General features: G+C 72.1%; 4 protein-coding genes. All 4 read left to right on the forward strand.

Annotated features, from left to right (window positions below; all coding sequences use genetic code 11):
• Nucleotides 1-108 precede the first annotated feature (108 nt).
• Nucleotides 109-900: an aldose 1-epimerase gene (locus EHS43_RS39030; protein WP_125195316.1), complete on the forward strand. Its 792-nt coding sequence runs from the start codon at nucleotides 109-111 to the stop codon at nucleotides 898-900.
• Nucleotides 901-910: 10 nt separating this feature from the next.
• Nucleotides 911-1459 carry an orotate phosphoribosyltransferase gene (gene pyrE / locus EHS43_RS39035; RefSeq protein WP_125195317.1) on the forward strand — a complete coding sequence of 183 codons (549 nt, stop codon included), beginning with the start codon at nucleotides 911-913 and terminating at the stop codon, nucleotides 1457-1459.
• Nucleotides 1460-1609: 150 nt separating this feature from the next.
• A complete protein-coding gene (fbaA, locus tag EHS43_RS39040; RefSeq protein ID WP_030319767.1) occupies nucleotides 1610-2641 on the forward strand; it encodes a class II fructose-bisphosphate aldolase in 1032 nt (343 codons plus the stop codon).
• Between the two features lie 76 nt (nucleotides 2642-2717).
• On the forward strand, nucleotides 2718-4159 hold a 1442-nt coding region (locus tag EHS43_RS39045; RefSeq protein WP_125195318.1), incomplete at its 3' end, for an MFS transporter.

Consider the following 4159-nt stretch of genomic DNA (forward strand, 5'->3'; position numbering starts at 1 on the left):
CCCCTGCGCTGGGCGGCACCGGCCGCGGCCGTGGCCCTGGCGTCGGCGATCGTGCTGGGAAGGGCACTGCGGAAACGCCGTTGAGCGGCCGCCCAGTAGTGTCGTCCCGTGAGCCATGAAGACATCACACTGACCGCGGGCGACGCGGAGGTGACCTTGCAGCCGGGAAACGGCGCACGGGTCGGGGGACTTCGGGTCGGCGGCGTCCAACTGCTGCGCCAGGGCGACCGGTTCGGCTGCTTCCCGATGGTCCCCTGGTGCGGCCGTATCCGCGACGGACGGTTCCGTGACGGGGCCGAGGTCCACCAGATGCCGCTCAACTCCCCGCCGCACGCCATCCACGGCACGGCCCGTGACGGCGCCTGGAGCATCGCCCGCACGTCCACCGACGAGGCGGTCCTCACGTACGACCTCGTCGAGCCCTGGCCCTACCCGGGCCGTGTCACCCAGGTCGCCGCTCTCACCCCGGACGCCCTGACGCTCACGATGTCCGTGGAGACGTACGACTCCTCCTTCCCGGCCCAGATCGGCTGGCACCCCTGGTTCAACCGCGCCCTCGACGGCGGCGAGCCCGTCCGGATCGACTTCACCGCGGCCTGGCAGGAGGAGCGCGGCGACGACCACCTGCCCACCGGCAACCGCCTCGACCCGAAGCCCGGCCCCTGGGACGACTGCTTCGGCATGCCCGGCGGCGTCGACGTCACGCTCACCTGGCCCCGGCAGCTGGAGCTGAAGGTCGCCAGCCGCGAGGAGTGGGTCGTGGTCTACGACGAGCAGGAGGCCGCCGTCTGCGTGGAGCCGCAGACCGGGCCGCCCAACGGCCTGAACACGCTGCCGCGCCTGGTCACGCCCCTGGAGCCGCTGGAGGCCTCGACGACCTGGAGCTGGCGGCGCCTCTAAGCTGACAGGCATGACTGACGCACGCGCCGCCCTCAGGCAGCAGATTCTCGACAAGGCCGTGGTCCACGGCAAGGTGACCCTGTCCTCGGGACTTGAGGCCGACTACTACGTCGACCTGCGCCGCGTCACCCTCGACGGCGAGGCAGCCCCGCTGGTCGGCCAGGTGCTCCTGGACCTGACCGCGGACCTGGACTTCGACGCGGTCGGCGGTCTCACCATGGGCGCCGACCCGGTCGCCGGCGCCATGCTGCACGCGGCCGCCGCGCGCGGCAGGCACCTGGACGCCTTCGTCGTGCGCAAGGCGGCGAAGGCGCACGGCATGCAGCGCCGGGTCGAGGGCCCCGACATCGCCGGGCGCCGGGTGCTGGTCGTCGAGGACACCTCCACCACCGGCGGCTCCCCGCTCGCCGCGGTCGAAGCGGTGCGCGAGGCGGGCGCCGAGGTCGTCGCGGTCGCGACCATCGTGGACCGCGCGACGGGCGCAGCCGAGAAGATCGAACAGGGCGCGGGCGTGCCCTACCTCTTCGCGTACTCGAAGGACGAGCTGGGACTCGACTGACCGGGGAGTGACCAGGGACTGACCAGGGGATGGACCATCCGGCCAAGTCTGGAAGGATGGGGCCGACGACGACGTCGAGCCCCCACACAAGGTCTAGGTCAGGGCCGTAAGCACGTAGTACGCCAACCCGCAGATACAAGGAGCGGACAGATGCCGATCGCAACCCCCGAGGTCTACAACGAGATGCTCGACCGGGCGAAGGCGGGCAAGTTCGCCTACCCGGCCATCAACGTCACCTCGACGCAGACCCTGCACGCGGCGCTGCGTGGCTTCGCCGAGGCCGAGAGCGACGGCATCATCCAGATCTCGACCGGTGGCGCCGAGTTCCTGGGCGGCCAGTACAGCAAGGAGATGGTCACGGGTTCCGTGGCCCTCGCCGAGTTCGCGCACATCGTCGCCGAGAAGTACCCGGTCACCGTCGCCCTGCACACCGACCACTGCCCCAAGGACAAGCTCGACGGGTACGTACGCCCGCTGCTCGCCGTGTCCGAGGAGCGCGTGAAGGCCGGCGGCAACCCGCTGTTCCAGTCGCACATGTGGGACGGCTCGGCGGAGACCCTCGCCGACAACCTCTCCATCGCCCAGGAGCTCCTGGAGCGCGCCCGCGCCGCCAAGATCATCCTTGAGGTCGAGATCACCCCGACCGGCGGCGAGGAGGACGGCGTCTCGCACGAGATCAACGACTCCCTGTACACGACCGTCGACGACGCCATCCGCACGGCCGAGGCGCTCGGCCTCGGGGAGAAGGGCCGCTACCTGCTGGCCGCCTCCTTCGGCAACGTCCACGGTGTGTACAAGCCGGGCAACGTCGTGCTCCGCCCCGACCTGCTGAAGGAGCTGAACGACGGCGTCGCCGCCAAGTTCGGCAAGCCGGCCGGCGCCCAGCCCTTCGACTTCGTCTTCCACGGCGGCTCCGGCTCCACCGAGGAGGAGATCCGCACCGCGCTGGAGAACGGCGTCGTCAAGATGAACATCGACACCGACACGCAGTACGCCTTCACGCGTCCGGTCGCCGACCACATGTTCCGCAACTACGACGGCGTCCTCAAGGTCGACGGCGAGGTCGGCTCCAAGAAGACCTACGACCCGCGCACCTGGGGCAAGCTCGCGGAGGCCTCGATGGCCGCCCGCGTCGTCGAGGCCACGCAGAACCTGCGCTCGGCGGGCACGAAGATCAAGTAGTCCCCGCGATCAAGCAGTCCCCGCGTTTTCCGCGAGCCCGGTGCCACGGCGCCGGGCTCGCTGTATACCTGGGGTCATGCCCGACGTCCGGCTGGCCTCCCCGCAGGGCAAGTGGATCCTGCTCACCACCGTCCTCGGCTCCAGCATGGCGATGCTGGACTCGACCGTCGTCAACGTCGCCCTGCCGCGCATCGGCCGCGACCTGGACACCGACCTCGCCGCCCTCCAGTGGACGGCCAACGCGTACATGGTGACGCTGGCCGGGCTGATCCTGCTCGGCGGCTCCCTCGGGGACCGGTACGGCCGCCGCAAGGTCTTCGTGGTGGGCGTCGTGTGGTTCGCGGCGGCCTCGCTGCTGTGCGGACTCGCCCCGAACGCCGGGGTCCTCATCGCCGCCCGGGCCCTCCAGGGAGTGGGCGGCGCCCTGCTGACACCCGGCTCCCTGGCCCTGATCCAGGCCTCCTTCCACCCCGACGACCGGGGCCGGGCCGTCGGGCTGTGGTCCGGATTCGGCGGCATCGGGGCGGCCGTGGGGCCCTTCGTGGGCGGCTGGCTGGTGGACGGGCCGGGCTGGCGGTGGGTGTTCCTGCTCAACGTCCCGCTCGCGCTGGTGTGCGCGCCGATCGCCGTACGGCATGTCCCGGAGTCCGCGGACGGACGGTCCGACCACGGCCGGTTCGACGTCCTCGGCGCGGTCCTCGGCGCGGTGGCGCTCGCGCTGGTGACGTACGCGCTGATCGAGGCCCGCTCCGGGTCTGTCCTGGTCGCCGTCTCGGCGGTCGCGGGGGTGGCCGCCGGGGTGGCCTTCGTCGCCGTGGAGAAGCGTCGGCCCGATCCGATGATGCCGCTCGGGATCTTCGCGTCCCGGCAGTTCACGGCCGTCAATCTGGTGACCCTGTGCGTGTACGCGGCCTTCGGCGGGTTCTTCTTCCTGGCCGCGCTCCAGCTCCAGGTGGTGGTCGGCTGGTCGGCCCTCCAGGCGGGTACGGCCCTGCTGCCGACGACCGCCCTCATGCTGCTGTTCTCGGCCCGCTCGGGCGCCCTCGCCGACCGCATCGGCCCGCGTATCCCGCTCACCGTCGGCCCGCTGCTGTGCGCGGCGGGGATGCTGCTGATGCTGCGGGTCGGGCCGGACGCCTCGTACCCGGCCGACGTCCTGCCCGCGCTGCTCGTCCTCGGCACCGGCATGGTCACGCTGGTCGCGCCGCTGACGGCGACCGTGCTGGGGTCGGTGGACGCGTCCCGGGCGGGACTGGCGAGCGGGATCAACAACGCGGCGGCGAGGGCGGCGGGGCTGATCGCGGTGGCCGCGTTGCCGCTGGTCGCGGGGATGGGGGAGGAGGCGTACCTGTCGCCCACGGCGTTCGACAGCGCGTTCGGGCGGGCGATGGTGGTGTGCGCGGGGTTGCTGGTCGTGGGGGCGGTGGTCGCCTTCGCGACGGTGCGGTCGCTGCCGGCGGGGTGCCGGCGGCCGGAGTGCCGCACCCACGGCGGGGTGCTGGCTCCGCCGCTGGAGGG

The sequence above is a fragment of the Streptomyces sp. RP5T genome (assembly GCF_003933965.1).
Lineage (GTDB): Bacteria > Actinomycetota > Actinomycetes > Streptomycetales > Streptomycetaceae > Streptomyces.

Coding starts and splice junctions, on each gene's coding strand:
- fbaA (WP_030319767.1), top strand. CDS start 1,610: ATGCCGATCGCAACCCCCGAGGTCTACAACGAGATGCTCGACCGGGCG.
- pyrE (WP_125195317.1), top strand. CDS start 911: ATGACTGACGCACGCGCCGCCCTCAGGCAGCAGATTCTCGACAAGGCC.